The organism is Xanthomonas sp. GW (genome assembly GCF_014236815.1).
Taxonomy (GTDB): domain Bacteria; phylum Pseudomonadota; class Gammaproteobacteria; order Xanthomonadales; family Xanthomonadaceae; genus Xanthomonas_A.
Genome location: NZ_CP051189.1, coordinates 391,097 through 418,089 on the forward strand (window position 1 = coordinate 391,097; position 26,993 = coordinate 418,089).

Consider the following 26,993-nt stretch of genomic DNA (forward strand, 5'->3'; position numbering starts at 1 on the left):
AGCGAAAGAGGGGTCAGGCGGCGGCGGGCGGCTGCTTCGGCGAGTCTGGCGCCGAGGCCGGGCCGCTTGCGCCGTCCCGGTTGTCGCCGGTGAGGCGCACGAACAGCTCCTCCAGGCGGTTGCTCTTGGTGCGCATCGAGCGCACGCGGATGCCGGCGGCGCCGAGCGCGGCGAACACGCGGTTGAGGTCCATCGCCCGCGGCATGTCCAGGTCCAGCGTGTGCGCGTCCTGTGCGAGCAGGATGGTGCCCTCGATCGCCGGCAGCTGCGCCGGCAGTTCGCCGTCGATGTCGAGCAGGAAGCCTTCCACGTCGAGCTTGGCCAGCAGTTCGCGCATCGGTCCCTGTTCGACGATGCGGCCGCGGTCGATGATCGCCAGGTTGCGGCACAGGCTCTCCGCTTCCTCCAGGTAGTGCGTGGTCAGGATGATGGTGGTACCGGCGGCGTTGATCTCGCGCAGCACGCGCCACATGTCGCGGCGGATCTCGATGTCCACGCCGGCGGTGGGTTCGTCCAGGATCAGCAGGCGCGGCTGGGTCATCATCGCGCGGGCGATCATCAGCCGCCGCTTCATGCCGCCGGACAGGGTGCGGCTCATCACCTGCGCCTTTTCCCACAGGTGCGCGCGCTTGAGTTCCACTTCCGCCTGGCGCTCGGCCTGCGCGCGCGGCATGCCGTAGAAGCCGGCGTAGTTGACCAGGATGTCGAAGGGCTTCTCGAACAGGTTGAAGTTGATCTCCTGCGGGACCAGGCCGAGCAGACGCATCGCCGCGCTGCGCTGGGTGCTCAGGTCGGTGCCGAACACCTCGACCTGGCCGGCGCTGAGGTTGACCAGCGAGCTGATGATGCCGATCAGGGTGGACTTGCCGGCGCCGTTGGGGCCGAGCAGGGCGAAGAAATCGCCGGGCAGCACGTCCAGCGATACGCCGTGCAGCGCCTGCACGCCGTTGTCGTAGGTCTTGCGCAGCTCGCGCACGCGCAGCGCGGGCACCGGGGAGGGGAGCGGGGAGGCGATATTCAAGGCGGACCCTTTCGCGCCCTGTAGACGGCGCTGAAGAAATGCAGCCGCTATTATAGGAGACCTCGTGGGCTCGGCCCCGGCCATAGACTGTTGCATCCGCGTGCCTGCCCAATTCCCGTTGAAACTGGTCGACCGCCACATGCTGGCCCCGGCCGTCGGCCACTACCGCTTCGTCCGCGACGACGGCCAACCGCTGCCGTTCGTGCCCGGCCAGTTCGTGCAGGTGCACTTCCACTACGCCGACGGCACCGCGACCAAGCGCAGCTATTCGCTGGCCACCCGCCACGACCCGGCGCAGCCGGCCGATGCGACGGTCGAGATCGCGGTCAGCTTCGTCGCCGGCGGCGCGGCCACGGCATTGTTCGAAGGCCTGGAGATCGGCGGGCAGGTCTGCGCCAGCGGTCCGTACGGCCGCTTCTGCCTGAACCAGGGCGACAGCAACCGCCGCTACCTGCTGATCGCCACCGGCACCGGCGTCACTCCGTACCGCTCGATGTTGCCGCTGCTGGAAGCGGCGATGGCCGAGCGCGGCGTGGAAGTGGTGCTGCTGCTGGGCGCGCGCACGCCGGCCGAGCTGCTGTACGGCGACGAGTTCCGCGCCTTCGCCGACGCGCACCCGGGCTTCCGCTTCGTGCCGTGCTTCTCGCGCGAGCTGCCGGAGGCGCCGCATGCCGACGTGCGCCACGGCTACGTGCAGCAGTTCCTGGGCGAGTTCGCCCCGCAGGCCGACGGCGATGTCGCTTACCTGTGCGGCAACCCGAACATGGTCGACGCCTGCTTCGACGCGCTGAAGGAAGCCGGCCTGCCTGTGCAGCATATCCGCCGCGAGAAGTACGTCAGCAGCAAGTAGCGCCTGCGCGTCGCCGCTGGCCATGCGCCAGCGCCTGGCTGCTCGCGTCCTGCCCGCGCCGGACGCTGCATCGTTTGCTTGGCACGGGCCCAGCGCCTCGGCTACGCGGCCGAGGTCAGGCGCTGCCGGGTGTGCCTCATGTCCTTGCCCGGCGGCATGCCGAACATGCGGCTGTATTCGCGCGTGAACTGGGGAACGCTTTCGTACCCTACGGCCGAGGCCGCCCAGCCGATCGTTGCGCCTTCCGCCAACAGCAGGCGCCTGGCCTCGATCAGGCGCAGCTGCTTCTGGAACTGCAGCGGGGTCAGCAAGGTGATCGCGCGGAAGTGCACATGGAACGTCGACAGGCTCATTCCCGCCGCGTCCGCCAGTTGCTCCACGCGCAACGGCTTGGCGAAGTCCGCGCGGATCCTGGCCACCGCGCGGCCCACGCGCCGGGCATGGCTGTCGGTGACGCCCAGCGCACGCATCGCGCCGCCGTGCCGCCCCGACAGCAGCCAGTAGTGCAGCTCGCGCAGCAATTGCGGCCCCAGCACGTGGACCGACGCGGGGCGATCCAGCAGGCGGATGAGCCTGTCCGCGGTGTCGGCGACTTCCGCCTCGGTCGGATCGACGCGTACCGGCGATCCCATCGCGAAAGGGGCCGTGCCCATCTCGGCCACCAGCGATGCGATCGTGGCCGGATCCAGCTCCACCACGCAGGCGTAGTAAGGCGCGGCGAGCGAGGCATGGGTGATCTGGCTGACCGTGGGCACTTCCGCGGTGACCAGCAGGGACTCGCCGGCACCGAAGTCGTAGCTGCTGCTGCCCATCGTGACCTGCTTCCTGCCCTGCAGCACCAGCGCCACCAGCGGCCTGCAGATGGCGTAGTGCAATGGCGTCGGCCGGGTCTCGCGCAGGATCGCAAGCCCGGGCAAGGGCGTATGCGCGACCCCGGCCTCGTCGACGTTCGCATCGGCGTAGCGACGCGCGGTTTCCAGCAGATTCGCAGGCATGTGCAGACCCTAGCGCGTGGCCGCAATGGGCACAATCGGATTGGATGATTGGGCAAGAAATCCGGAAGAAAAGGCAGGGCTGCGCCGAAATTAGCGCAGGAAATTAGTGCTGTTTGAGGTCCGCTGGCGCGAAATCTGGATGAATAGGCAAGAAATGGATGGAATCGGGAAACTGTGCGAGGGCGTTCCGGCCGATCGTCTCTGCACCCCGCAACATCCACCCCGCTGGAGATTCCCATGACGTCGATTTCGCTCATCACCGGTGCCAACCGCGGCCTCGGTCGCAATACCGCCATCAGCATCGCCCGCCGTGGCGGCGATGTCCTGCTGACCTACCGCAACGGCGCCGACCAGGCCAAGGCCGTCGTCGCCGAAATCGAGGCGATGGGCCGCAAGGCGGTGGCCTTGCCGCTGGACGTGAGCGACGTGGCGTCCTTCGGCGCCTTCGCCGACGCTGTGCGCAGCGCGCTGTCAGGCACCTGGTCCCGCACCGGCTTCGACCACCTGCTCAACAATGCCGGTCATGGCGAGATGGCCATGCTCGCAGAGACGACCGAAGCCCAGTTCGACGCGCTGTTCGCGACCCACGTCAAGGGCGTGTACTTCCTGACCCAGGCACTGCTGCCGCTGATCGCCGATGGCGGCCGCATCGTGAACTTCTCCTCCGGCCTGACCCGTGTATCGATGCCGGGCTTCTCGGCCTACGCCGCCGCCAAGGGCGCGGTCGAGATCCTGTCGGTCTACATGGCCAAGGAATTCGGTGGCCGCGGCATCGCGGTGAACGCCGTGGCCCCGGGCGCGATCGAAACCGACTTCCTGGGCGGCGCCGTGCGCGACCTGCCCGATCTGAACAAGCAGTTCGCCGACATGACCGCCCTGGGGCGCGTGGGCGTGCCCGACGACATCGGCCCGATGGTCGCCAGCCTGCTCGGCCCGGACAACCGCTGGGTCAACGCGCAGCGGATCGAGGTCTCGGGCGGGCAAGCCATCTGACCTGCGGTTCCACGAGGCTCTCGAGGGCGTCGGCCTGCTGGCCGGCGCCCTTCGTGCGGCGACGGCAGAGCGCGTTGCCCGACGGCATCGCCTGTTGCCGGTGGCTGTAAAGGACGCTTGACAGCTGCTACCGGCGCGCGCATCCTCCTGTAAAGCGTGCTTGACAGGGGGATGTAATGCGGAACGTCGTAATGGTATTCAATCGGTACCGGCTGTGGCCGGCCAGCGTTGTGGTCGGGGTCCGGCCGTGACCCGCTGCAAGCGCAGCGCGATCGTGGTGTTGAGCGTGAGCGTGGCCTTGCTCGCGGTCACGCCATGGCTGCGGTGGTTGCGCGGCGACGATTACTTTCTCGGGCTGTGGTTCGGTGTGTGCATCGGCGGCGTGTTGCTGGCGCTGATGCTGTGGTGGTCGTCGGGCAGCATGCGCGACAGCGCGGTGCCGGCGCTGGCGCGCCGCTACTACCGTGAACTGGGTCCGCCGATGCTGATCTACGTCGTGGTGATGCTGTGCTGGAAGCGCTTGCTCGACAGCGTGGACGCGGACTGGGCGCGGGTATTGATCGCGCTGCTGCCGGCAGTGCTGGTGGCGCTGGTGATCCGTGCGGTGGCGCGCTTCGTGCGCGACTCCGACGAGATGCAGCGGCGCATCGAGCTGGAGTCGATCGCCATCGCCGCCGGACTGGTCGCCGGCGGTTACATGACCGCCGGTTTCCTGCAGGCGGCGGGCACGATCGCGGTGCCGGCAGCGGCGGCGATGCTGTGGGTGTTCCCGCTGCTGTGCGCGACCTACGGCATCGCCAAGGGCGTGAATGCGCGCCGCTACCAATGAACAGCCGCGTCCGCGAACTGCGCGAGGCGCGCGGCTGGTCGCAAGGCGAGCTGGGCGAGCGGCTGGGCGTGTCGCGGCAGACCATCAACGCGCTGGAAACCGGCAAGTACGATCCGAGCCTGCCGCTGGCGTTCCGTATCGCGCGGCTGTTCGCGCACAGTATCGAGCAGGTGTTCCTGTTCGACGATTCCGAGTAGTCCTTCCGACCTGCCATCGGTCACCTACGACGCCATGCTCCGGCATGGCATCCTGCAAGCCATGAACTCAAGGATGCGAACCATGCGACACCCATGCAGACCGCTCGCGATCGTCGCGGCGACCTTGCTGCTCGCCGCCTGCCAAGGCGGACACGGACCGGCACCGCAGAATGCGGGGCGCAGCTACGGCACGCTGCGCTTCCATCCCTGCACGTTGACCAGTCCGGTCGCGTCCAACAACGTCGAAGCGCAATGCACGCGCATGCCGGTGCCGGAGAATCCGGCGCTGCCTGGCGGGCGCAAGATCGAGCTCAACATCGCCTGGTTGCCGGTCACCGGCCAGGGCGGCAGCGATCCGGATCCGGTGTTCTTCCTCGCCGGCGGCCCGGGCCAGGCGGCGACCGAGGTGGCCAGCATTGTCGACATGGCCTTGCGCGAAACGCGCAAGCGCCGCGACGTGTTCCTGATCGACCAGCGCGGCACCGGCCAATCCAATCCGCTGACCTGCCTGGGCGCGGACGGCAAGGAAATGCAGTTGGCCGATCCTGCGCGCGCGCCCACCGCCAACGAGTTGCTCGACTACGCGCGGCGTTGCGCGCAGTCGCTGCAGGGCCGCGCCGATCCGCGCTACTACACCACCACCCAGGCCATCGCCGACCTGGATGCCGTGCGTGTCGCGCTCGGCACGGACAAGCTCAACCTGATCGGCGGTTCCTACGGCACCCGCGTCGCCCAGCAGTACGCGGCGCGCTATGCGGCGCACACCCGCAGCGTGGTGATCGACGGCGTGGCGCCGAACGACCTGGTGGTCGGCGGCGAATTCGCCACCACCTTCGAGGATGCGATCAAGCTGCAATCGGAGCAGTGCCGGGCCACCCCGGCCTGCGCCAAACGCTTCCCCACCGACACCCGCGCGCAGCTGCGCACGGTGGTGGAACGGCTGCGGCAGGCGCCGGCGGACGTGGACTATCGCGACCCGGCCAGCGGCGAGAGCAAGCACGACCGGGTGACCGCCGACACCGTCACCAGCCTGGCGTTCTCGTTCTCGTATGCGCCGCAGACCGCGTCGTTGTTGCCGCTGGTGCTGGACGAGGCCGCGCACGAGCGCTATGCGCCGCTGATGTCGCTGGCGAAGATGATGGGCAAGCAACTGGACGGGCAGATGAACCGCGGCATGCAGTGGTCGGTGATCTGCGCCGAGGATGCCGACCGTTACCACCCGCCTGCCGCCGGTGGCGAAACCTTGCTCGGCCCGGAGGTGGCGCAGATGTTCTTCGCCGCCTGTCCGGCATGGCCGACCGGGACGCGTCCGGCCGGTTTCACCGCACCGTTCAAATCCGAACTGCCGGTGCTGCTGACCTCCGGCGAGCTGGATCCGGTGACCCCGCCGCGCTATGCCGCGCGTGTGTTGCAGGGCCTGCCCAACGGCCGCCACCTGGTGGTGCGCGGTCAGGGCCACGGCACCATGACGTTGGGTTGCATGCCCAAGCTGCTGAGCCAGTTCTTCGAGAACGCCGATGCCAAGCAGCTCGACGCCACCTGCCTGGACGCGATGAGCGGCGTGCCGGCCTTCACTTCATTCAACGGATGGGAACCATGAGCCGCGCAGCGTTTCACAGGGGAGAGTGCGCATGATCGTCGCCGACAATCTGCACAAGGCGTTCAAGACCAAGGCCGGCACCGTGCAGGCGGTGCAAGGGGTCAGCTTCGAAGCCGCCGACGGCCAGATCACCGGCCTGCTCGGTCCCAACGGCGCCGGCAAGACCACCACCTTGCGCATGCTGTACACGCTGATGACGCCCGACCAGGGCCAGGTGCGCGTGGATGGCATCGACGTGGGCGCCGATCCGCTGGCGGTGCGCCGCGCGCTGGGCGTGCTGCCCGACGCGCGCGGCGTGTACAAGCGGCTGACCGCGCGCGAGAACATCGCCTACTTCGGCGAACTGCACGGGCTGTCGGCGGCGCGCATCGCCGAGCGCACGCGGCTGCTGTCGGCGGCGCTGGACATGGACGACATCCTCGATCGCCAGACCGAGGGCTTCAGCCAGGGCCAGCGCACCAAGACCGCGATCGCGCGCGCGCTGGTCCACGATCCGCGCAACGTGATCCTCGACGAACCCACCAACGGCCTGGACGTGATGACCACCCGCGCGATGCGCGGCTTCCTGCGCGGGCTGCGCGCCGAAGGGCGTTGCGTGATCTTCTCCAGCCACATCATGCAGGAGGTGGCGGCGCTGTGCGATCGCATCGTCATCGTCGCCAAGGGCACGGTGGTGGCCGCCGGCACGGCCGACGAACTGCGCGCCCTGACCGGCGAAGACAATCTGGAAGACGCCTTCGTCAAGGCGATCGGCAGCGACGAGGGACTGCACGCATGAGCCTGTTTCGAACCGTTTTCACCGTGATGCGCAAGGAATTGCGTGATCTGTCGCGCGACCGCCGCACCCTGGCGTTGGCCTTGCTGCTGGGCCCGCTGCTGTATCCGGCGCTGATCCTGGGCATGGGCGCGCTGGCCGAGAGCCGGGTCAGGACGCAGATCGACAAGCCGCTGGACATCCCGGTGATCGGCCGCGAGCGCGCGCCGAACCTGGTCGCGTTCCTCGCCGCGCAAGGCCTGAACGCGGTCGCGCCGCCCAAGGACCTGACCGCGGCGATCCGCAGCCAGGACGTGGACCTGGCGCTGAAGATCGACGAGGACTACGCCAACGCCTGGCGCGAGGGGCGGCCGGCGCTGGTGGAGATCATCAAGGACAGCACCCGCCGCGATGCCGACATCCCGACCACGCGCGTGCAGACGGCGCTGAGCATGTACAGCCAGCAGGTCGGCGCGCTGCGGCTGTTGGCACGCGGCGTCGATGCGCAGGTGGCGCGTCCGCTGGACATGGCCGTCCAGGACCTGGCCACGGCCGAGGCCAAGCGCGGCGTGCTGCTGGCGATGCTGCTGCCGGTGCTGCTGAGCATCACCTCGTTCATCGGCGGCGCCTATCTGATCCTCGACGCCACCGCCGGCGAGCGCGAGCGGCAATCGCTGGAGCCGCTGCTGGCCACGCCGGCTTCGCGCGGCGCCATCGTCAGCGGCAAGATCGCCGCCGCGTGCGTGGTCGGGCTGGCCTCGCTGCTGCTGACCCTGCTCGCGTTCAAGCTCAGCGCGCAGGTCGCCAGCGGCATCGGCCGCCAGCTCAACGTCAGCTTCGTGGCGATGCTGCAGATGCTGTTCGTGCTGCTGCCGATGCTGTTCATCGGCACCTCGCTGCTGACCCTACTGGCCGCGACGGCCAAGAGCATGAAGGAAGCGCAGAGCCACATGACCTGGCTGATGCTGCTGCCGATGCTGCCCGGCTACGCGTTGATGGTGTATCCGCTGAAGACCACGCTGTGGCAGTTCGCGGTGCCGTTTCTGGCGCAGAACCAGATGCTGCTGAAGATCATCCGCCGCGAACCGATCGACCTGCAGATCTGGGCGGTGTACCTGGCCGCCGGCTTCGGCCTGGCCGCGGTGCTGTGGCTGGCCGCGGTGCGCCGCTACCGACAGGAGCGGTTGGCGATATCAGGGTGAAGCCGGGATTGGGGAGTCGGGATTGGAGATTCGTAAAGGCAGCGCAAATGCATGCTGCAGGAACGCCCTTCGCTCTTACGAATCCCCAATCCCGACTCCCCAATCCCAAAAAAAAGCCCGGCAGAGCCGGGCTTTTCTCAGCCGCCGGGATTGAACGCCAGCGTGCGCCGCGTGGTCACCGGCGCGCTGACCGGCTCGAAGCGCCAGCGCTTGGTCGCGTTCAACGCTTCGCGGTCGAACACCCGTGCCGGGGTAGCGCGCAGCACGCGGGCGCTGGTGACCGAGCCGTCGGTGCCGACGGTGATCTCCACCAGCACTTCGCCGGCGGTGCCCGAACGCAGCGCTTCGGGCGGGTAGCGCGGCGCCGGGGTGCTGATCGCGCGTAGCGATTGGGTGCTGGCAGTGGCCGTTGCCGCGGGCGCGGCGGTTGGCGGCGCGGCGGCGGGCTGCGCTGCCGGAGCCGCTGCCGGCGCGCTGCGTGCCGCGGCGGCCTGGCGCTCGGCCTCCTGTCGCGCTGTCTCGCGGCGCGCGGCTTCCTGTTGCGCGGCGATCTGCTGCGCAGCCTGCGCCTCGCTGGCCTGCTGCTGCGCCTGCTTCTGCTGCTCGGCCAACAGCTTGGTCTTCTGTTCGGCCTCCTTCTTGACCTTGTCGGTCTCTTCCTGGCTGCGCTGCGCCGCGGACTGCATGCCGTTGCTCACTCCCAGCTTCAGCCGCGGCAATGCCGGCGCCTGGCTGTCGATCTTTTCGATCAGCGCGACCAGCCGCTGCGCCTCCGGGAAGTCCTCGCGGTTGATGCTCTGCTCGGCGGCGATCAACGTGTACGGCATCAGGTCGGTCAGCGCGCTCTTCACCCCGGCGTCGTCCGGCTGCTTGTCGCGCAGCGCCAGGTAGTACTCGACCGCGTTGTTGCCGGCCGGCGCATACATGCGGTTCTCGCGCAGCGCCTGGCTGGCCGACTCGTGCAGCTGCTCGGTGCCCATCGACTGCACCTTGGCCGAGACCGGCGGCGCGGCTGGCGCGGTTGCCGCGGGCTTGGCCGCCGGCGCAGCGGCCGGGGCGGCGTCTTCCTGCTTGGAACAGGCGGCCAGCGCGGCCAACAGCAGTACCGGCGCCATGCGGCGCGCCTTCGCGAATGTCGTTACCTGCAACATGCTTCCCCCTAATCCCCGGTGATGGCCATGAATACGCAGCGGTGGTTCTCCCGCGCAGCCGGTCCGGCTCCCCCGTCCCTGCCAGCGCACCCCACCTGCCAATCTAGCATCCGCTCCCGCTGAGTGCTTGACCGCCGCGTGGCGGCGGCCGCAAAAGCGTGAGCCCGCGCACGCGAGGTCAGTGCGCCGGTTTCGGCGGCGCCGACATCAGCCGATCGGTCCAGGCGATGCCGATCGCCGACAGGATGAAGATGCCGTGGATGATGGTCTGCCACAGCACGCCGGTCTGGGTCAGCGTCGCACAGCTCTTCAGGTCCACCGTGGCCGCGGCGCTGGCCAACTGGTCCGGCGAGCACAGCGGCATGCCGCCCAGCGCGCCGACCGCGATGAAGGTCTTGAGCAGGTGGATCGAGGAGATGCCGATGATCGACAGCGCCAGCTTCACCTTCAGCACGCTGGCATTGACGTGGCTCAGCCACTCCGGCTGGTCCGGATGGCCCTCCAGGCCCAGCCGCGAGACGAAGGTCTCGTAGCCGCCGACGATCACCATCACCAGCAGGTTGGAGATCATCACCACGTCGATCAGGCCAAGCACGATCAGCATGATCTGCTGCTCGCCCAGGCTCGGCGCTTCGTGGATCAGGTGCCACAGTTCCTTGCCGAACAGGAACACGTACACGCCCTGGGCCACGATCAGCCCCAGGTACAGCGGCAGCTGCAGCCAGCGCGAGGCGAAGATCAGGCTGGACAGCGGATTCAGGCGGGGCGTCGGGCGCGGAGGGCTCATGGCGTGGTATCGAATGCTGCGTTGCAGGAAGGCGCAGGGTACTGGCCCACCGTGATGCTGCCAAGCGCGCGGCGCGGCTACACTGGACGCCCCGTTTCCGGACCGCCGCCATGATCGATCTGTACTACTGGCCCACGCCCAACGGCCACAAGGTCACGTTGTTGCTCGAGGAAGCCGGCCTGGACTACACCATCAAGCCGGTCAACATCGGCGCCGGCGAGCAGTTCGCGCCGGAGTTCCTGGCGATCTCGCCGAACAACAAGATGCCGGCGATCGTGGACCATGCGCCGGCCGACGGCGGCGCGCCGCAGAGCGTGTTCGAATCCGGCGCGATCCTGCTGTACCTGGCCGAGAAGACCGGACGCTTCCTGCCGGCCGATCCGCGCGGGCGCATCGTCACGCTGGAGTGGCTGTTCTGGCAGATGGCCGGGCTCGGCCCGATGACCGGGCAGATGGGCCATTTCAATGTCTACGCGCCGGAGAAGATCGGCTACGCGATCGACCGCTACAACGCCGAGGTGCGGCGCCTGCACGGCGTGCTCGACAAGCGCCTGGCGCACAGCGAGTACCTGGCCGGCGCCGAGTACGGCATCGCCGACATGGCCAGCTATCCGTGGATCGAGGTGTACAACGGGCTCACTCCCGACTACGCCGCGTTCCCGCATCTCAAGCGCTGGCACGATGCGATCGGCGCACGCCCGGCCACGCAGCGCGCCTATGCGCTGAAGCAACAGGTCAATCCGGATGCCGGCAAGCCGCTCAGCGACGCCGAACGCAAGCACCTGTTCGGCAAGCGCTGAGCCGGTCCGCGTCACGCTTCTCAAACCGCCGGCACGCGCGCATCCTTGCGCGCTTAGTGCTACGCCAGGAATCTTCATGCGCTCTGTGTTCGCCGCTCTCGCCCTCATGCTCGCCACTTCCCTCGTTCCCGCGCACGCCGAAAAACTGACCCTGGAGGCCATCACCGGCAGCAAGCCGTTGTCGGGGCCGACCTTGATGAAACCGCAGGTCGCACCCGACGGTTCGCGGGTGACCTTCCTGCGCGGCAAGGACAGCGACCGCAACCAGCTGGACCTGTGGGAATACGACATCGCCAGCGGCCAGACCCGCTTGCTGGTGGACTCGAAGGTGGTGCTGCCCGGCACCGAGACGCTGAGCGACGAGGAAAAGGCGCGGCGCGAGCGCCAGCGCATTTCCGCCTATGCCGGCATCGTCGATTACCAGTGGGCGCCGGATGCGCACGCGCTGCTGTTCCCGCTCGGCGGCGAGCTGTATCTGTACGACCTGCGCAAGACCGGCAGCGCCGCGGTGCGCAAGCTCACCAATGGCGAGGGCTTCGCCACCGATCCGAAGATCTCGCCGAAGGGCGGTTACGTCAGCTTCGTGCGTGCGCGCAACCTGTGGGTGATCGACCTGGCCAGCGGCCAGCAACATCAGCTGACCCGCGACGGCAGCGACACCATCGGCAACGGCGTGGCCGAGTTCGTCGCCGACGAGGAGATGGACCGCCACACCGGCTACTGGTGGGCGCCGGACGACTCGGCGATCGCCTTCGCGCGCATCGACGAATCCGGCGTGCCGGTGCAGAAGCGCCCGGAGGTGTATGCCGACCACACCGAGGTGATCGAGCAGCGCTATCCGCAGGCCGGGCAGCCCAACGTCAGGATCCAGCTGGGCACGATCGCGCCGCGCGCCGACGCACAGCCGCAATGGATCGACCTGGGCAAGAATGCGGATATCTACCTGGCGCGGGTGGACTGGCGCGATGCGCAGCGGCTGACCTTCCAGCGCCAGTCGCGCGACCAGAAAAAGCTAGAGCTGATCGAAGCGACCCTGGCCGGCGGCAAGCAGCGCGTGCTGGTCACCGAGACCAGCAAGACCTGGGTGCCGCTCAACCACGACCTGCATTTCCTCAAGGACGGGCGCTTCGTCTGGGGCTCGGAACGCAGCGGCTACGAACACCTGTATTTGGCTTCGGAAGACGGCCGCAAACTGGTTCCGCTGACCCGCGGCGACTGGATCGTGGACGAGTTGTTGGCAGTGGACGAGGGCGCCGGCAAGGTCTACTTCTCCGCGACCAAGGAGTCGCCGACCCAGACCCAGCTCTACGCGGTGCCGCTGGCCGGCGGCGCGATCGAGAAACTGTCCAAGCCCAACGGCACGCATGCGGCCAGCTTCGCCAAGAACGCCAGCGTCTACGTCGACAGCTGGTCCAACACCACCACGCCGCCGCAGATCGAGTTGTTCCGCGCCAATGGCGAAAAGATCGCCACGCTGCTGGTCAACGACCTGGCCGATCCGCAGCATCCCTACGCCAAGTACCGCGATGCGCAGCGGCCGCTCGAGTTCGGCAGCCTGACCGCCGCCGACGGCAAGACGCCGCTGCACTACCGGCTGACCAAGCCGGCCGATTTCGATCCGACCAAGCGCTATCCGGTTGTGGTCTACGTCTACGGCGGCCCCGCCGCGCAGACCGTGCTCGACGGCTGGCCGGCGCGCGGCGACGCGCTGTTCGATCAGTACCTGGCTCAGCATGGCTACGTGGTGTTCTCGGTCGACAACCGCGGCACGCCGCGCCGCGGCCGCGACTTCGGCGGCGCGCTGTACCAGCGCCAGGGCACGGTGGAAGTGGACGACCAACTGCGCGGCGTGGCCTGGCTGAAGGCGCAGCCGTGGGTGGATGCCGCGCGCATCGGCGTGTACGGCTGGTCCAACGGCGGCTATATGACCCTGATGCTGCTGGCCAAGCACAGCGAGGCCTATGCCTGCGGCGTGGCCGGCGCGCCGGTGACCGACTGGGGGCTGTACGACAGCCACTACACCGAGCGCTACATGAACCTGCCTGCGGCCAATCCGGACGGCTACCGCGACGGCCGCGTGGCCGCGCATCTGGACGGCCTGAATTCGCCGTTGCTGCTGATCCACGGCATGGCCGACGACAACGTGCTGTTCACCAATTCCACCTCGCTGATGAGCGAGCTGCAGAAACGCGGCAAGCTGTTCGAGCTGATGACCTATCCTGGGGCCAAGCACGGCCTGTCCGGCAGCAATGCGCTGCACCGCTACCGCACCACCGAAGCGTTTCTGGCGCGTTGCCTGAAGCCCTGATCGCCACCCGCACCGTCTTTCGCCGAAAAGGAGTTCTGCATGTCCACGCCGCCGCCGCCGCTTCCCAATTCGCCCTCGCCCCCGCCCTCGCTCGATACCGCTGCTGCCGCCGCCACGCCGCCGTTGGCGGCGCGCAGGGGCTGGTGGTCGCGTCACTGGAAATGGGCGGTGCCCTTGGTGGTGATGGTGCTGGGCGCAATGCTGCTGGCCTCGATCGCCGTGTTCGTGCTCGGCATCGCACGCGTCACCAAGTCGTCCGAGCCGTACCGCGTCGGCCTGATGGCCGCGCAGCTCGACCAGCGGGTCATCGATGCGCTGGGCGCGCCGGTCAAGGACGGGATCATGCCCAGCGGCAGCATTTCCACCAGCAACGGCACCGGCAGCGCCAATTTCAGCGTCTCGCTGCACGGCGCGCGCGGCAACGGCACCTTGTACATCGAGGCCGAGCGCCATGCCGGCGAATGGCATTACACGACGCTGCAGGTGCTGCCCGACGCCGGTGAGGCGATCCCGTTGCTCGACGATGTCGCGCCGGACGAGGAGGACGCCGGCGAAACCGATGCCGAGTCCGATTCCGACGCGGACGCCGCCAGCGACGTGCAGGCCGAAGCGGATCCGTCCGCGCCGGTCGAGGTGGATAGCAGGCAGTAAGCCCATCCGCTGCCGCGGCGTGCGCCGCGGTTGCGGGCGGGACGCAAGCCGCCTGGCCAAATCCGTCGAGCCGCTGCGTTGCGCGGGCAGGATGGATGGCGGGCATCGCGCTGTCGCCGTGCTGCCGACCACAGACGGTGCAGCCGTGTGTAAGAGTCGCGGGCCTGCAGCGGCCGTCGCGCAATTCGGGTCGCTGCCCTAACCGCTTCCGTTTCGCGAGCGAGCGCCGGCCACCCGGCGCGGCCCCATGACCTACGGCAGCTTGCCGGCCGCGCGCGCGCCGCGTACGGTCGCCGCATCGTCCCGCTGGAGATCCACCGATGAAGCCACTCGTCCTCGCCATCGCGCTGGCCCTGGCCGCGCCCCTGCCTGTCCTCGCGCAGGCCGCGCCGGCTGCCGCCTCGGCCGAGACCGCCGGCCCGGCATGGGTAAAGCGCAGCAACGACTTCGCGCAGATCCTGCTGCAGGCGCAGGCGCCGTTCCAACCCGAGGAGGTGAGCTTCTTCGGCGTGCCGGGGTATGACGACAAGGTCACCGACCTGGGGCCGGACAATGCCCGCCGCTATCGCGACGCGATCGGCAAGGCCCGGCGCGCGCTGCAGGAAAAGCTGGAAGTCGAGCGCGACCCCAACGTCCGCCAGGACCTGGCGATCATGATCCACGCCGCCGACCAGGCCGCCGAAGGCAGCGCGTTGAACGAGCGCCTGATGCTGCCGTGGCAGGATGCGCCGCAGATGGTGTTTGGCGGCCTCAACAATCTGCTGTCCGAACAGGTGCCGGCGGCGCGCCGGGCCAAGGCGCTGGACCGGCTGCAGCGCTACGTCGGCCTGGCGCCCGGTAGCAGCTCCTCGCTCGTGTTGGCGCGCCAGCGCTACGAGGAAAAGCTGGCCGACGGCGCGCTGCTGCCGCCGACCCGGCGCGAGGTCGAGCAGGCCTTGAGCAACGTGGACACCTACGCCAAGGGCATTCGCGAACTGTTCGCGACCTACAAGATCGACGGCGCCGAACCGGCGCTGGCGGCGATGGACAAACAGTTCAAGGACTACGCCGCCTGGACGCGCAAGGTGGTGTTGCCGAAGGCGCGCGAGGACGCGCGCCTGCCGCCGGAGCTGTATGCCTTCCAGCTCAAGCAGGTCGGCATCGACATCGCGCCGCAACTGTTGATGCAGCGCGCGCAGCTGGAATTCATGGAGACCCGCGCGGCGATGCAGCAGCTGGCGCCGCTGGTGGCCAAGGCCAAGGGCCTGAAGGTCGACAATCCCGGCGACTACCGTGCGGTGATCCGCGCGCTCAAGCGCGACACCATCGCCAACGACCAGTTGGAAACCCATTACCGCGACGTCATCGCGCAGATCGATCCGATCATCCGCCAGCAGCGCATCGTCGATGTGCCGCAGCGGCCGATGCAGATGCGGCTGGGGTCGGCGGCCGAGAGCGCGGCGCAACCGGCGCCGCATTTCCGCCCCGCGCCGCTGGTCGGCAATACCGGCGAGCAGGGCACCTTCGTGCTGCCGCTGGGCAATCCGGATACCGCGGGCAAGGGCGAGCACTACGACGACTTCAACTTCGGCTCGGCGGCGTGGACGCTGAGCGCGCACGAAGGCCGGCCCGGCCACGAACTGCAGTTCACCGCGATGGTCGAGCGCGGCGTGTCGCTGGCGCGCAGCATGTTCGCGTTCAATTCGGTCAACGTCGAAGGCTGGGCGCTGTACGCCGAGGCCGAAATGGTGCCGTACGAACCGCTGGACGGGCAGCTGATCGCGCTGCAGTTCCGCCTGTTGCGCGCCGCGCGCGCCATGCTCGACCCGATGCTCAACCTGGGGCTGACCGACCGCGAACGCGCGCGCCTGGTGCTGGAGAACGACGTCGGCCTGTCGCCGGCGATGGCGCGGCAGGAACTGGACCGCTACATGATGCGCGCGCCCGGCCAGGCCGGCAGCTATTTCTACGGCTACAGCCGCATCATGGAATTGCGCATGCGCACCGAACTGGCGCTGGGCGCGAAGTTCGACCGGCTCAAGTTCAACAACTTCCTGCTCGACCAGGGCCTGCTGCCGCCGGATCAGCTGCAGACTGCGGTGGACGAAGTGTTCGTGCCGGCGCAGCGGAAGTGATCGGGCTGTGACCATGCCGCACCGCTGCGTCAATGACGCAGCGGTGCGGCCAATGCCGATCAGTGATCCTCCGGCACCTTTTCCGGACGCTGGCGCCCTTTCCAGTCGCTGGCCTTGCCGCCGCCGTCGGGGCAGATGCGCATGTACTCGCCTACGGCGTCAACGGCAGTCTGTGTCCATGTTCGGAAGCACACATTGCCAACACAGCAGGGACCGGTGGTGGTTGGCCAGGGGCAATAGGTCGGCGCAGCGACCCATAGTCCGGCGCTTGGGGTGACAGGAATCCAGTTCTTGTCCTTGCCCTTGCATCCCTGCGTGCAGAACACGAACGGATCGTTCTTGCGGCACGACAGATCCTCATACACAGGAACTGCATTGGCAACGCCCTGCAGCCCAAAGAACGCGACCAATATCCATATCCAGCGTTTCATAACGAGTCCTTCTGTCAAAGACGGTCCAATCCCGGGCGCTCAGAACACAATGACGGGTCACGGCCCTCGCGGCTCCGGATCCATCCCCTGCACTGCCCGAGGGTCGGGGAATATTATAACCCGGCCAATAGCTTACCAAGGGTTTCGGGACGACGGTCGCCTGTACCTGGGCCGCTGCAACCAGGGGGCAGTGAAGCCGGATGCCAGTCTGGGCCGGCATTCGCCGGGTGCACTCTCCCAAGAATCTCAGTGTTCCTGCGGCGGTGGCAACGGCTGCTGGGGCTGCGGCTCGGGCACCGTCGGCACGTGCGCTCCCGGCGGCACCCAGATCGCCATCCCGGCGGCACGCTTCTGCGTGGTCGGGATGCCGATGCCCAGGCCGCCGCCGACATGGCCGCCGTAGCTGCCGGCACCGACCGACACGCCGCCGCCCGAGCGCTGCGAGGCCACGCCCATCAGCACCACGCCGTTGGCGCCGAGCTTGGCCGCCTCGCGCTTGAGCCGCGCCATCGCCGCGTCGGTCTGGCCCTGGGTGCCGAAGCCGGCCGCGCTGGACGATTCGAGCTGGGCGATGTCGACCGCACCGAGCGGCGGGGTCGAATAGATCTGGACCAGGGCCGGGTCGATCGGCGGACGCGGCGCGCTGACCATCACCTTGGAGGAGCTGGCGCAGCCGGCCAGCGCGAACAGCAGCGCTAGTGGCAACAGCGGTCGGACGTTCATGGCATTACCCCCGTGGATCGGATACGAGGCGATGATAGGCGCGACCGGTGAACCGCGCCGCACCCGCCATTGCCGCGCTACCGTGGCACGCCCGCCGTGAGTCCCGTGCCAAGAGTTGGCTTGCGCCGCCAGGGCCGCGCGCTATGGTGCGCACTGGCATTCAGCGAAGGGCGGCGGCATGGGCTTGATCAGTCTGTTGTGGGGCATCGTGGCGTTGCTGTGGATGATCCTGGCCTTCATCCCGCTGCTGGGCTGGGGCAACTGGTTCGTGATCCCGTTCGCCGCGGTCGGCGCGATCATCGCCGCGATCGGCCTGCTGTTCACCTCGGCCCCGAACCGCGGCCGCGCCAAGACCGGGCTGATCCTCAACGGCCTGGTGATCGTGGTCGGGGTGATCCGGCTGAGCATGGGCGGCGGGGTCATCTGACGCACCCGTAGTGCGCCGCGCCGCCGGTCTGCATGGGGCGGCGTGCGTTGGACCCACCGCGCGTTTTCGCATGCTGTTGACCTTGCCCTGACGGATGCCGCACCGGAGCTGTGCTCTGCTCGCCTTGACGCAGTCGCGGACAGGAGCGAAGCATGGCGCGCAACGGGGCGGATATCCTGATCGACACGCTGATGGCGTTCGGCGTGGACACGATCTTCGGCATGCCGGGCGACGGCATCAATGCACTGATGGAATCGATCCGGGTGCGCGCACCGCGGGTGCGTTTCGTGCAGATGCGCCACGAGGAATCGGCGGCCTTCGCGGCCACGGCCCACGCCAAGGTCAGCGGCAGGCTCGGCTGCTGCCTGGCCACCACCGGCCCAGGCGGGGTGCATCTGCTGAACGGGCTCTACGACGCCAAGCTCGACCGCGCGCCGGTGATCGCGATCACCGGGTCGCCGTACCACGACCTGGCCGACACCTTCACCCAGCAGGACGTGGACCATAGCAAGCTGTTCATGGACGTGGCGGCGTATTCGGCCCGGGTCATGGGCGCCGGGCAGGTCGAGAACGTCGCCAGCCTGGCCTGCCGGCATGCGCTGGCGCTGCGCGGCGTCGCCCATCTGGCGATGCCGATCGACGTGCAGGACGAGCCGGAAGCGGCCGATGTCGCCTCCAGCCGCAACCTGCCGCACCATGCATCGCTGCTGCCGGCGGCCGGCTACGGCTGCGCCGATGCGGAGGCCATCGCGCGCGCCGCAGCACTGCTGAACGATGCCGAGCGGGTGACGATCCTGGCCGGGCAGGGGGCACTCGGCGCCGTCGAGGCCTTGACCGAGACCGCCGAGCTGCTCGGTGCGCCGATCGTCAAGGCGCTGCTCGGCAAGGGCCTGCTGGCCGACGACCATCCGCTCACCACCGGCGGCATCGGCCTGCTCGGCACCCGCCCCAGCCAGGAGGCGATGGAGGGCTGCGATGCCCTGCTGATCGTCGGCTCGACCTTTCCCTACATCGAGTACTACCCCAAGCCCGGACAGGCGCGCGGCGTGCAACTGGATTGCGACGCCACCCGCATCGGCCTGCGCTTCCCGGCCGAGGTCGGCCTGGTCGGCGATGCGCGCAGCACGCTGCAGGCGCTCAACGCGCAGTTGCGGCGCAAGCAGGAGCGCGGCTTCCTGCAGCAGGCGCAGGAAGGCTACCGGCAATGGCGGGCGCTGTTGCGCAGCAGCGTCGAGCGGCAGGCGATCCCGATGCCGCCGGGGCGGATCGTGCGCGAGATGGGCGACCGCCTGGACGAGGACGCCATCGTGGTGTGGGACTGCGGCCACAACACCGGGCTGATGGCGCGCTACGTGCAGGCGAAGGCGCGGCAGACCTACATCGGCTCCGGCCTGCTGGCATCGATGGCCTGCGCGGTGCCCTACGCGATCGCCGCGGCGCTGGCGCATCCGGGCCGGCAGGTGGTCGTCTTCACCGGCGACGGCGGCTTGAGCATGCTGCTGGGCGAATTGGTCACCATCGCCCGCTACCGCCTGCCGATCAAGCTGGTGGTGATCAAGAACAACACGCTGGGCCAGATCAAGTGGGAGCAGATGATGTTCCTGGGCAATCCGGAGACGGAATGCGACCTCACTCCCATCGACTTCGCGCAGGTGGCGCAAGCCTGCGGCATCGCCAGCTGGCGCGTGGAAGATCCGGCGCAGTGCGCCGAGGTGGTGCAGGCGGCGCTGGCCGCGCCCGGCGCGGCGTTGATCGAAGCGAGCGTGGATCCGAACGAACCGCTGCTGCCGCCCAAGCGCGTGGAGCAGTACGCCAGGCACTTGGAGCAGGCCTTGCAGCGCGGCACGCCGGGTGCGCAGGAACTGCGCGAAGCGCTGGCGCGCGAGCCGGCGCGGACCATGCTGCAGGGCTGAGTTCGGCGGACCACGCGCTGTGGTTCCGGCACCGGCGTGCAGATCGCGCCGACCCACTGCGCCGCTACCGTGCGTCTGACCATCGCGTGCCGCTCGCATGGCTGCGCCGACCTGGCGCATCTTTGCGACAGGCCGCCGCGTTATCCACGCACTCGGCGTTGCCAGCGACGTCGTGCCATGGCTGGCGAGGGGTGTCGACAGCGGCAAGCAGCGCCGCGGCGCGTAATGTCCTTTCTTTGGCGGACGCTGCGTCCCGTGTCGGCACCTGGCGGGTGCGGGTGCCGGGCGTAGAATGAGGCCTTGCCGTTGCGGCGCCGGGCATCGCTGGAAGGCAGCGCGGTCGTCCGCTTCCATCTCGGCCTTGGAGCGCGTGCGGCGGTCGCTGGCCGGCCGCGCCGCCCGTCTCTCTGCACAGGAACCGTTTCATGGCCCATCCCCATTATCGCCCCCGGCGCATGCGTCGCGACGACTTCTCGCGCCGGCTGATGCGTGAAAACACCCTGACCACCGACGACCTGATCTGGCCGGTGTTCGTGCATGAACTGCCCGGCCGCGCGCCGATCGCCTCGATGCCGGGCGTGGAGCGGCTGTCCATCGACGACCTGCTGAAGGAAGCCGAGACCGCGTTGGAACTTGGCATCCCGGTGATCGATCTGTTCCCGGTCATCGATCCGTCCGGCAAGAGCCTGGACGCGGCCGAGGCCTGGAACGAGGACGGCCTGGCGCAGCGCGCGGTGCGCGCGTTGAAGGCGCGCTTCCCCGAACTGGGGGTGATGACCGATGTGGCGCTGGACCCATACACCACCCATGGCCAGGACGGCATCATCGACGCGCGCGGCTATGTGCTCAACGACATCACCGTCGACGCGCTGGTCAAGCAGTCGCTGTCGCACGCGCAGGCCGGCGTGGACATCGTCTCGCCCTCGGACATGATGGACGGGCGCATCGGCGCGATTCGCCGCGTGCTGGATGCCGAGGCGCACCTGCACGTGCGCATCATGGCCTATTCGGCCAAGTACGCCTCGGCGTTCTATGGCCCGTTCCGCGACGCGGTCGGCAGCGCCGGCAACCTCGGCAAGGCCGACAAGAGCACCTACCAGATGGACCCGGCCAACGGCGACGAGGCCATGCGCGAGATCGCGCTGGACCTGGAGGAGGGCGCCGACATGGTCATGGTCAAGCCCGGCATGCCGTACCTGGACGTGGTGCGGCGGGTGAAGGACGAGTTCCGTGTGCCGACCTTCGCCTATCAGGTCAGCGGCGAGTACGCGATGCTCAAGGCCGCCGCCGCCAACGGCTGGCTGGACGAACGCAAGTGCGTGCTGGAATCGCTGATGGCGTTCAAGCGCGCCGGTGCCGATGGCGTGCTGACCTATTTCGCGCCGCAGGTGGCGCGCTGGCTGCGCGAGTCGCGTTGAGCCGCTAGCGTCTTGCGATTCAGAGGATGCCGCTTTGTTGTAGGAGCGGCTTCAGCCGCGACAGGACGCTACCGGTAGCATCCTGTCGCGGCTGAAGCCGCTCCTACAAAGGCAGGATGCGCGCAGGGAAAGACCTGCAGGCATGGGCGCTGCATTTATGACGTGGACGCTGACTGCGCCAGCGGCATGGATACAGCCGCCGGCAGGCAACCCAACCCGATCAGTGTCGCCTCAACCGCCTCGTCCAGCGGCGTGTGCGGTTCTTCGCCCAGCGTTTGCAGCAGGCGCGCGTTGCGCATGCGCAGCGGATGGCGCCACAGCGGGCGCATCTCGCGCAGTTCGCGCGCCAGCGGCCAGAACGGCATGGCCAGGGTCAGCAGCCACCACGGGAAACGGCGGGTCTTCGGCGACGCCATGCCGTGGCGTTGCAGCGCGCGTGCGATCGCGGCCGCCATCTGCGTGCCGTCGGCGTCCCAGTGTCCGTCCATGTGCAGCCGCGCGAACGCCGGCAGCGCATCGCGCTGCTGCAGCAGGCGCAGCATGGTCCGCGCCACGTCCGGCACGTATGCCCATTGATGGCCGACGCCGGGATCGCCCGGCAGGGTCACACTGGCGATCGGCTGCCCCGGTTTCACCAGGCCTTGCGCGAACCAGCTGTTGCCCACGCGCGGGCCGAAGAAGTCGCCGGCGCGCACCACGATGACCCGCGCACCGTGCGCGGTCGCGGCCTGCAGGCGCCGCTCCAGCTCGACCCGGATCGCGCCCTTGCGCGTGGCCGGGGCCTGCGCCGCGTCTTCGTCCGGCGCCGGGTAGGCATCCAGTCCGTAGTTGTAGACCGTGCCCGGCAGCACGATGGTCGCGCCTTCGGCGCAGGCTGCGGCGATCGTGTTGTCGATCATCGGCAACACCAGCTCGGCCCAGCGCCGGTAGCCCGGCGGATTGACCGCATGCACGATCGCCGCGCAGCCGCGCGCGGCCTGCAGCACGTCCTCGCGGCACATCGCGTCGCCGCGCAGCCAGTGGATGCCGTCGCGGGTTTCGCTGGCGGCTGCGAGTCCGCGCTGCAGGGCGCGTACCTGCCAGCCGGCGTCGCGCAGTTGGCGCGCCAGTTCGCCGCCGATGCCGCCGGTGGCGCCCAGGACCAGTGCGGTGGATGTCGTTGCCATGCGGATGCTCCGTTTGCGGGGAAGGCGATCAGTGTGGTCGCCGCCGTAGTTCAAAGGAATTGGCGAATATCGGCCATCGGCTATACATTTGTGTATGGATAACGCAATCGGTTGGGAGCTCTATCGGTCCTTCCTCGCGGTGCTGGAGGAGGGCTCGCTGTCGGCGGCGGCGCGTGTGCTGGATCTCACACAGCCCACGATCGGCCGGCATGTGGCGGCGCTGGAGAAGGCGCTGGCGGTGCCGTTGTTCGTGCGCTCGCAGAGCGGATTGCTGCCGACCGACGCTGCCCTGGCGCTGCGCGGCCATGCGCAGGCCATGGGCAGCATTGCCGCGTCGCTGCAGCGCGCGGCCGGCCGCCACGTCGAGGCGGTGCAGGGCACGGTGCGGATCTCCGCCAGCGAGGTGATCGGCGCGGAAGTGTTGCCGCCGGTATTGGCCGGCTTGCGCCGCGCGCATCCGCAGTTGCGACTCGAACTGGTGCTGAGCAACCGTGTGCAGGACCTGCTGCACCGCGAGGCGGATGTGGCGGTGCGCATGACCCGGCCGCAACAGGATCTGCTCGTCGCCCGCCGCATCGGCGAGATTGCGCTGGGCCTGTATGCCGGTCGCGACTACCTGGCACAGCACGGCACGCCGCAAGACCTGGAGGAACTCGCACAGCACGCGCTGGTGGGTTTCGATGCGGAGACGCCGTTCCTGCGTGCCGCGCGCGCGGCGCTGCCGCAGTGGCGGCGCGAGGCGTTCGCACTACGTGCCGACAGCGACCTGGCGCAGCTGGCCTTGATCCGCGCGGGCTGCGGTATCGGCTTCTTCCAGGCGGCCCTGGCCAGGCGCACGCCGAGCCTGCTGCCGGTACTGCCGCAGCAGGTGCACCTGGGCCTGGAGACCTGGATCACCATGCACCAGGACCTGCGCGGCAGCGCGGCCTGCAGCGCCGTGTTCGCGGCGCTGGCGGAAGCAATGACCGCGCACGTGGCCTGAGCCACGTGCACGGCGATTGCCTGGTGATGCGATGGGGCGAGCCGCCTGTCTGCGGAAATGCGGTCTGCTGGCGCAAGCAGACCGCTTTCGTAGCTCCTATGCCTACGGTATCGACACAGCCTCAGCAGGCGATGCGCCTACGAATCCCCAATCCCGAATCCCCAATCCCGGCCTTTCAAGGCATCGTCAACGCGATCGGCGTGGACTTCATCGCCGCGGAGATCGACGGGAACGGATCGACGCTGGCCATGGTGATCACGTCGTCGATCGACACCACATCGCAGGTGATGCTGTCGTCGTTCACGCACAGGTACGCGGCCGCGCCCACGCCCGGCTCGTACACCGCCTTCCAGACGTAGTCCGCCACTTCCACCTTGTCGGTGCCGATGGTCGTTACGTTGTCGTCGAAGGCCGGGCCGGTCACCACGTAGATCTCGCCGCGCTGCTTGGCCAGCTGCCGCACCTGCTCTTCGATGCGCGCCCATTCGCCGGTGTTGAGCTTGTGGTCCTGCGGGACCACGTTGGCCATCGAGAAGGTCTCCTTCTCCGTGCTCTCGGTCGAGGCGTCGCCGGCCGGAGTCATGTGGCCGCGGTCGAACCCGGTGTTGGTGTAGTCCGAGCTCTTGGAGCGGTCGGCGGCGGGAATGGCGGTTTCCTCGTGGAACGAACCGACCCGGCCGATCGCCTCGGCACCGGCGACCTGCTGGTCGGTCAGGTGCTCGGCGGAGTACAGCGGGCCCTTGGTCACGCCCGAGGCCAGGATCGCGTATTCGGTATGGCAGACCTCGGTGGTGCGGGCGGTCAGCGAGGCGTCCACGCTCGGCGGTTTGCCGCCTGCGTACAGCGTGGCGCAACTGGTGGCGGCCATCGCCGTTTGGGCCGTGAACAACGCAAGCAGAACCAGACAACCGCGCAGGGAGAAGGACATCGCGTACCTCGCTAGCCAAGGGGGAGTGAAGAAACTGGCGAGGGGCGATGTCGCTACGGTGACCGCTGGATGTGCCGCGCATGGCAAAGGTGTTGCCGGTCACGTTTGCGGGTAGACGACGCGGGTCGGCCCCGAAGCGGATCCGATAAGCGTTCTCATTTACAATGCGCGGCCGCCTTCCGAACGTGTCCTGCGCCGTGACCAAGAAGCTGTTGTTCCAGCTGCACTGGCTGTTCGGCATCAGTGCCGGGCTGGTGCTGTCGGTGATGGGCCTGAGCGGGGCCACGCTGGCGTTCGAGGACGAGATCGTGCGTTGGGCCAACCCGCCACTGGCCGAGGTGGCCGCGCGCCATGCGGCCGGCGAGTCGCCGTTGCCGCTGGCCGAGCTGGCGCGGCGTCTGGACCTGGGCGGCACGCACCGCACCACGCGCATGCTGATCGACCCCACCGGCACGCGTCCGTCCAACGTGCGCCTGGCCGGCCGCGGCGGCGGGCGCCTGTATTTCGATCCCTATACCGGACACACGCAGCCGCAGCCGCGGCTGACCGGCTTCTTCGAATTCGTCGAGGACCTGCATCGGCGCCTGGCCGCCGGCGAACGCGGCAAGGCGGTCACCGGCGCCTGTGCGATCGCGCTGCTGTTCTTCTGCCTGTCCGGGCTGTACCTGCGCTGGCCGCGGCAGTGGTGGAGCTGGCGCGCATGGTGGGTGGTGGAATGGAAGCGGCAGGGCCGCAGTTTCCTGTGGAGCCTGCATTCGGTGATCGGCACCTGGTGCCTGGCGATCTACCTGTCGATCGCGCTGACCGGGCTGTACTGGTCCTACGACTGGTACCGGCAGGGACTGGTGGCGGTGCTCGGCGGCGAGCGCGCGGACAACGAGGGCGGCGGCCGCGGCGGCAAACCGCCGGCGGTGGACTATGCGCGGCTGCAGGCCACGCTCGATGCGCTGCCGGACGTGCGCCGCGCCTATCTGGACCTGCGCCTGCCCGGCCGCCCCGGGCAGCCGCTGATCGCGCGCTATCTGGCCGCCGATCCGGTGCACAGCCGGGCCTTCGATGGCCTGGAGATCGATCCGCGCAGCGGGCGCATCCTGCGCCGCCTGGACTATCGGCAGCAGCCGCTGGGGCGGCAGCTGTTGAGCAGCGTGTTCGCCCTGCACACCGGCAGCTTCTTCGGCCTGGCCGGGCGCGTGGTGGTGATGCTGGCCAGCCTGTGCATGTCCTTGTTCTTCGTCACCGGCTGGCTGTTGTACCTGGACCGGCGGCGCAAGAAGCGCGCGTTGCACACGGTGCGGCGCGATCTGGCCTCGCCCGCGCAGGACGCTGCCGCGCCGTGGCTGGTGGGCTTCGCCAGCCAGAGCGGATTCGCCGAACGCCTGGCCTGGCAGGCCGCCGGCCAGCTGCAGGCGGCCGGCATACCGGTGCAGGTGCAGTCGCTGGCGCAGCTGGATGCGGTGCAGCTGCGCAGCGCGCGGCGCGCGCTGTTCGTGGTCAGCACCTTCGGCGACGGCGAGGCGCCGGATCCGGCGCGCGCTTTCGAGAAGAAGGTGCTGCGCCAGGCCCAGGCCCTGCCCGAGCTCGGCTATGCGCTGCTGGCGCTTGGCGATCGCCAGTACGCGCGTTTCTGCGGGTTTTCGCGGCGGCTGGAGCAGTGGCTGGCCGCGCAGGGCGCGCAGGCGCTGTTTCCGGCGGTGGAGGTGGACAACGCCGATCCGCAGGCACTGGCGCAATGGCAGCGGCAGCTGTCCGCGGTCACCGGCGTGGCGGACGCGGCGCCGGCTCTGCAGGCGCCGCCGGCGCTGGAGTGGCGCCTGGCCGGACGCACCCTGCTCAACCCCGGCAGTGCCGGTGCGCCGGTGTGGCGCATCGATCTGGCGTTACCGGCACAGGCGCAGTGGCAGGCGGGCGACATCCTGGAAGTGCAGCCGTGTCATGCGGAGGATGCCGTGCGCGCCTGGCTGGCCACGCATGGCCTGGCAGCGGACACGCCGCTGCGCGCCGGTGGCGTGTCGCTGCCGTTGCACGCGGCGCTGGCTGATCGCGCACTGGCGCCGCCCGGGGACGCGCACGATCTGCAGGCCTGGCTCGATGCGCTGCCGCAGTTGCCGCTGCGCGAATACTCGATCGCCTCGGTGCCGGCCGACGGCCTGCTGCAACTGGTGGTGCGCCTGACCCGGCGCGACGACGGCAGCGCCGGCCTGGGCTCGGGTTGGTTGTGCCTGCATGCGCCGCTCGGTGCCGCGGTGCAGGCGCGGGTGCGCGCCAACCCCGGTTTCCGCCGACACGGTGATGCGCCCTTGCTGCTGATCGGCAACGGCACCGGCATCGCCGGCCTGCGCAGCCTGCTGCGCGAAACCGAGCAGGCCGGTGTGCATGCGCATTGGCTGCTGTTCGGCGAACGCAATGCCGCGCACGACGCGCTGTTCGGCGCGGAATTGCAGGCATGGCGGGACAGCGGCCACCTGCAGCGGCTGGACCTGGCGTTCTCGCGCGACCAGCCGGATAAGGTCTACGTGCAGGACCGCCTGCGCGATGCCGCCGACGAAGTGCGCGCCTGGATCGCCCGCGGCGCCACGCTGCACGTCTGCGGCAGCCTGGACAGCATGGCTCGCGGCGTGGATGCGGCCTTGCGCGGGATTCTGGGCGAGGACGCGTTGGATGAACTCAGCGCAGCCGGGCGTTATCGGCGCGATGTGTATTGAGGTCTGAGGCAGGTGGAGCGATTCGGGGAGAGTTCTCGGCCCCGGAGAGAA

The 26,993-nt window shown here is 68.9% G+C and carries 24 protein-coding genes; 16 read left to right on the forward strand and 8 right to left on the reverse strand.

Annotated features, from left to right (window positions below):
- Positions 1-13 precede the first annotated feature (13 nt).
- On the reverse strand, positions 14-1,021 hold the full coding sequence (locus tag HEP73_RS01765; RefSeq protein ID WP_458309643.1) for an ABC transporter ATP-binding protein: 1,008 nt from the start codon (positions 1,019-1,021) through the stop codon (positions 14-16).
- Positions 1,022-1,160: 139 nt separating this feature from the next.
- On the opposite strand from HEP73_RS01765, the gene HEP73_RS01770 reads away from it, so the two are divergent.
- Positions 1,161-1,871 (forward strand): FAD-binding oxidoreductase, encoded by a 711-nt coding sequence (locus tag HEP73_RS01770; protein ID WP_255423752.1) that lies wholly within the window; start codon positions 1,161-1,163, stop codon positions 1,869-1,871.
- 101 nt (positions 1,872-1,972) lie between these two features.
- Here HEP73_RS01770 and HEP73_RS01775 read toward each other — a convergent pair whose 3' ends face one another.
- A complete protein-coding gene (locus HEP73_RS01775) occupies positions 1,973-2,866 on the reverse strand; it encodes an AraC family transcriptional regulator (RefSeq protein ID WP_185821884.1) in 894 nt (297 codons plus the stop codon).
- Between the two features lie 237 nt (positions 2,867-3,103).
- Between HEP73_RS01775 and HEP73_RS01780 the strand changes: the two genes are divergently transcribed.
- The 6 genes from HEP73_RS01780 (at position 3,104) to HEP73_RS01805 (ending at position 8,441) form a co-directional block, all read left to right on the forward strand.
- A complete protein-coding gene (locus HEP73_RS01780) occupies positions 3,104-3,859 on the forward strand; it encodes an SDR family NAD(P)-dependent oxidoreductase (protein ID WP_185821885.1) in 756 nt (251 codons plus the stop codon).
- Between the two features lie 247 nt (positions 3,860-4,106).
- A complete protein-coding gene (locus tag HEP73_RS01785) occupies positions 4,107-4,688 on the forward strand; it encodes a hypothetical protein (RefSeq protein ID WP_185821886.1) in 582 nt (193 codons plus the stop codon).
- Positions 4,685-4,885 carry a helix-turn-helix transcriptional regulator gene (locus HEP73_RS01790; protein ID WP_053840574.1) on the forward strand — a complete coding sequence of 67 codons (201 nt, stop codon included), beginning with the start codon at positions 4,685-4,687 and terminating at the stop codon, positions 4,883-4,885. The genes HEP73_RS01785 and HEP73_RS01790 overlap by 4 nt, the downstream gene beginning before the upstream one ends.
- A gap of 82 nt (positions 4,886-4,967) precedes the next feature.
- Complete coding sequence (locus HEP73_RS01795; protein WP_185821887.1) at positions 4,968-6,485, forward strand: alpha/beta hydrolase; 1,518 nt, start codon at positions 4,968-4,970, stop codon at positions 6,483-6,485.
- Positions 6,486-6,516: 31 nt separating this feature from the next.
- Positions 6,517-7,263, forward strand: coding sequence for an ABC transporter ATP-binding protein (locus tag HEP73_RS01800; protein ID WP_142742927.1), 747 nt, complete (start codon positions 6,517-6,519; stop codon positions 7,261-7,263).
- Positions 7,260-8,441, forward strand: a complete 1,182-nt coding sequence (locus HEP73_RS01805; RefSeq protein ID WP_185814933.1) for an ABC transporter permease — start codon at positions 7,260-7,262, stop codon at positions 8,439-8,441. Before HEP73_RS01800 ends, HEP73_RS01805 begins: the two co-directional genes overlap by 4 nt.
- A 137-nt stretch (positions 8,442-8,578) precedes the next feature.
- On the opposite strand, the gene HEP73_RS01810 is transcribed toward HEP73_RS01805, so the two are convergent.
- On the reverse strand, positions 8,579-9,592 hold the full coding sequence (locus HEP73_RS01810; protein ID WP_185821888.1) for an energy transducer TonB: 1,014 nt from the start codon (positions 9,590-9,592) through the stop codon (positions 8,579-8,581).
- A 178-nt stretch (positions 9,593-9,770) separates the two neighbouring features.
- Positions 9,771-10,379, reverse strand: coding sequence for a TIGR00645 family protein (locus HEP73_RS01815; RefSeq protein WP_179571039.1), 609 nt, complete (start codon positions 10,377-10,379; stop codon positions 9,771-9,773).
- 110 nt (positions 10,380-10,489) lie between these two features.
- Between HEP73_RS01815 and HEP73_RS01820 the strand changes: the two genes are divergently transcribed.
- The 4 genes from HEP73_RS01820 (at position 10,490) to HEP73_RS01835 (ending at position 16,252) form a co-directional block, all read left to right on the forward strand.
- Positions 10,490-11,179: a glutathione binding-like protein gene (locus tag HEP73_RS01820; RefSeq protein WP_185821889.1), complete on the forward strand. Its 690-nt coding sequence runs from the start codon at positions 10,490-10,492 to the stop codon at positions 11,177-11,179.
- Between the two features lie 76 nt (positions 11,180-11,255).
- A complete protein-coding gene (locus HEP73_RS01825) occupies positions 11,256-13,487 on the forward strand; it encodes a S9 family peptidase (RefSeq protein WP_185821890.1) in 2,232 nt (743 codons plus the stop codon).
- A 39-nt stretch (positions 13,488-13,526) separates the two neighbouring features.
- On the forward strand, positions 13,527-14,138 hold the full coding sequence (locus HEP73_RS01830) for a cytochrome c oxidase assembly factor Coa1 family protein (RefSeq protein ID WP_185821891.1): 612 nt from the start codon (positions 13,527-13,529) through the stop codon (positions 14,136-14,138).
- Between the two features lie 320 nt (positions 14,139-14,458).
- Positions 14,459-16,252 (forward strand): DUF885 domain-containing protein, encoded by a 1,794-nt coding sequence (locus tag HEP73_RS01835; RefSeq protein ID WP_185821892.1) that lies wholly within the window; start codon positions 14,459-14,461, stop codon positions 16,250-16,252.
- 59 nt (positions 16,253-16,311) lie between these two features.
- On the opposite strand, the gene HEP73_RS01840 is transcribed toward HEP73_RS01835, so the two are convergent.
- Together HEP73_RS01840 and HEP73_RS01845 are read right to left on the reverse strand one after the other, a co-directional pair.
- The gene (locus tag HEP73_RS01840) at positions 16,312-16,683 is read right to left on the reverse strand and encodes a hypothetical protein (protein ID WP_255423635.1); all 372 of its coding nucleotides are present in this window, start codon (positions 16,681-16,683) and stop codon (positions 16,312-16,314) included.
- A gap of 246 nt (positions 16,684-16,929) precedes the next feature.
- Complete coding sequence (locus tag HEP73_RS01845; RefSeq protein WP_185821893.1) at positions 16,930-17,406, reverse strand: hypothetical protein; 477 nt, start codon at positions 17,404-17,406, stop codon at positions 16,930-16,932.
- A 178-nt stretch (positions 17,407-17,584) separates the two neighbouring features.
- Here HEP73_RS01845 and HEP73_RS01850 point away from each other — a divergent pair, with 178 nt between their 5' ends.
- The 3 genes from HEP73_RS01850 (at position 17,585) to hemB (ending at position 21,164) form a co-directional block, all read left to right on the forward strand.
- A complete protein-coding gene (locus tag HEP73_RS01850) occupies positions 17,585-17,833 on the forward strand; it encodes a hypothetical protein (RefSeq protein WP_185821894.1) in 249 nt (82 codons plus the stop codon).
- Between the two features lie 152 nt (positions 17,834-17,985).
- On the forward strand, positions 17,986-19,746 hold the full coding sequence (locus HEP73_RS01855; RefSeq protein ID WP_185821895.1) for a thiamine pyrophosphate-dependent enzyme: 1,761 nt from the start codon (positions 17,986-17,988) through the stop codon (positions 19,744-19,746).
- A gap of 425 nt (positions 19,747-20,171) precedes the next feature.
- Entirely contained in the window at positions 20,172-21,164 is a 993-nt protein-coding gene (gene hemB / locus HEP73_RS01860) for a porphobilinogen synthase (protein ID WP_185821896.1), read from the forward strand.
- 155 nt (positions 21,165-21,319) lie between these two features.
- Here hemB and HEP73_RS01865 read toward each other — a convergent pair whose 3' ends face one another.
- A complete protein-coding gene (locus tag HEP73_RS01865; RefSeq protein ID WP_185821897.1) occupies positions 21,320-22,330 on the reverse strand; it encodes an SDR family oxidoreductase in 1,011 nt (336 codons plus the stop codon).
- Positions 22,331-22,424: 94 nt separating this feature from the next.
- Here HEP73_RS01865 and HEP73_RS01870 point away from each other — a divergent pair, with 94 nt between their 5' ends.
- On the forward strand, positions 22,425-23,312 hold the full coding sequence (locus HEP73_RS01870) for a LysR family transcriptional regulator (protein WP_185821898.1): 888 nt from the start codon (positions 22,425-22,427) through the stop codon (positions 23,310-23,312).
- A 175-nt stretch (positions 23,313-23,487) separates the two neighbouring features.
- On the opposite strand, the gene HEP73_RS01875 is transcribed toward HEP73_RS01870, so the two are convergent.
- Complete coding sequence (locus HEP73_RS01875) at positions 23,488-24,240, reverse strand: DNA/RNA non-specific endonuclease (protein ID WP_185821899.1); 753 nt, start codon at positions 24,238-24,240, stop codon at positions 23,488-23,490.
- Between the two features lie 197 nt (positions 24,241-24,437).
- Between HEP73_RS01875 and HEP73_RS01880 the strand changes: the two genes are divergently transcribed.
- The gene (locus HEP73_RS01880) at positions 24,438-26,942 is read left to right on the forward strand and encodes a PepSY domain-containing protein (RefSeq protein WP_185821900.1); all 2,505 of its coding nucleotides are present in this window, start codon (positions 24,438-24,440) and stop codon (positions 26,940-26,942) included.
- The last annotated feature ends 51 nt before the right edge of the window (positions 26,943-26,993 follow it).

What these genes read in the sequence shown, in the direction of transcription:
- HEP73_RS01770 (WP_255423752.1), top strand. Translation starts at nt 1,161, where the DNA reads ATGCTGGCCCCGGCCGTCGGCCACTACCGCTTCGTCCGCGACGACGGC.
- HEP73_RS01775 (WP_185821884.1), bottom strand. Translation starts at nt 2,866, where the DNA reads ATGCCTGCGAATCTGCTGGAAACCGCGCGTCGCTACGCCGATGCGAAC.
- HEP73_RS01780 (WP_185821885.1), top strand. Translation starts at nt 3,104, where the DNA reads ATGACGTCGATTTCGCTCATCACCGGTGCCAACCGCGGCCTCGGTCGC.
- HEP73_RS01790 (WP_053840574.1), top strand. Translation starts at nt 4,685, where the DNA reads ATGAACAGCCGCGTCCGCGAACTGCGCGAGGCGCGCGGCTGGTCGCAA.
- HEP73_RS01795 (WP_185821887.1), top strand. Translation starts at nt 4,968, where the DNA reads ATGCGACACCCATGCAGACCGCTCGCGATCGTCGCGGCGACCTTGCTG.
- HEP73_RS01800 (WP_142742927.1), top strand. Translation starts at nt 6,517, where the DNA reads ATGATCGTCGCCGACAATCTGCACAAGGCGTTCAAGACCAAGGCCGGC.
- HEP73_RS01805 (WP_185814933.1), top strand. Translation starts at nt 7,260, where the DNA reads ATGAGCCTGTTTCGAACCGTTTTCACCGTGATGCGCAAGGAATTGCGT.
- HEP73_RS01810 (WP_185821888.1), bottom strand. Translation starts at nt 9,592, where the DNA reads ATGTTGCAGGTAACGACATTCGCGAAGGCGCGCCGCATGGCGCCGGTA.
- HEP73_RS01815 (WP_179571039.1), bottom strand. Translation starts at nt 10,379, where the DNA reads ATGAGCCCTCCGCGCCCGACGCCCCGCCTGAATCCGCTGTCCAGCCTG.
- HEP73_RS01820 (WP_185821889.1), top strand. Translation starts at nt 10,490, where the DNA reads ATGATCGATCTGTACTACTGGCCCACGCCCAACGGCCACAAGGTCACG.
- HEP73_RS01825 (WP_185821890.1), top strand. Translation starts at nt 11,256, where the DNA reads ATGCGCTCTGTGTTCGCCGCTCTCGCCCTCATGCTCGCCACTTCCCTC.
- HEP73_RS01830 (WP_185821891.1), top strand. Translation starts at nt 13,527, where the DNA reads ATGTCCACGCCGCCGCCGCCGCTTCCCAATTCGCCCTCGCCCCCGCCC.
- HEP73_RS01835 (WP_185821892.1), top strand. Translation starts at nt 14,459, where the DNA reads ATGAAGCCACTCGTCCTCGCCATCGCGCTGGCCCTGGCCGCGCCCCTG.
- HEP73_RS01840 (WP_255423635.1), bottom strand. Translation starts at nt 16,683, where the DNA reads ATGAAACGCTGGATATGGATATTGGTCGCGTTCTTTGGGCTGCAGGGC.
- HEP73_RS01845 (WP_185821893.1), bottom strand. Translation starts at nt 17,406, where the DNA reads ATGAACGTCCGACCGCTGTTGCCACTAGCGCTGCTGTTCGCGCTGGCC.
- HEP73_RS01850 (WP_185821894.1), top strand. Translation starts at nt 17,585, where the DNA reads ATGGGCTTGATCAGTCTGTTGTGGGGCATCGTGGCGTTGCTGTGGATG.
- HEP73_RS01855 (WP_185821895.1), top strand. Translation starts at nt 17,986, where the DNA reads ATGGCGCGCAACGGGGCGGATATCCTGATCGACACGCTGATGGCGTTC.
- hemB (WP_185821896.1), top strand. Translation starts at nt 20,172, where the DNA reads ATGGCCCATCCCCATTATCGCCCCCGGCGCATGCGTCGCGACGACTTC.
- HEP73_RS01865 (WP_185821897.1), bottom strand. Translation starts at nt 22,330, where the DNA reads ATGGCAACGACATCCACCGCACTGGTCCTGGGCGCCACCGGCGGCATC.
- HEP73_RS01870 (WP_185821898.1), top strand. Translation starts at nt 22,425, where the DNA reads ATGGATAACGCAATCGGTTGGGAGCTCTATCGGTCCTTCCTCGCGGTG.
- HEP73_RS01875 (WP_185821899.1), bottom strand. Translation starts at nt 24,240, where the DNA reads ATGTCCTTCTCCCTGCGCGGTTGTCTGGTTCTGCTTGCGTTGTTCACG.